Annotated in this window: 1 protein-coding gene; it reads right to left on the bottom strand. The window is 42.9% G+C overall.

What is annotated here, in order from left to right; genetic code table 11:
* A partial coding sequence (locus LFYK43_RS12430; RefSeq protein ID WP_305775335.1) for a group II intron maturase-specific domain-containing protein occupies positions 1 to 310 on the bottom strand: 310 nt, incomplete at both ends.

Genomic DNA, 310 nt, shown 5'->3' with positions numbered 1-310 from the left:
TAGTCCTCGCTGTGTCAGTCTTTTGTTTGTTATGGATATACACAGTGTTTTACTATGCGCATTGCGCCAGTACCCTTTCCGTGTATTCACGTAGATTTTAGCTTCTTTACGGCTCATACCTAATCTGACCAGTGCTTTGAAACGGGTCCCAATCTTCTTCCACTGCTTCCAGATATACTGGCGAATACGCGAGCGCAACCATTCATCTAGATGTTGAAGAAAGATTTTCATCTTCCCGATAGAGTAATATTGGATCCAGCCCTGCATTTTCTGCTTGATTTCTTGCAAGATCTTATCAAGACTGACGCCT

Source organism: Ligilactobacillus salitolerans, from assembly GCF_003864415.1.
GTDB classification, from domain to species: Bacteria; Bacillota; Bacilli; order Lactobacillales; family Lactobacillaceae; genus Ligilactobacillus; species Ligilactobacillus salitolerans.
The sequence above is the reverse complement of the archived record's forward strand: the minus strand, read 5'-3'. Positions and strand labels throughout refer to the sequence as shown.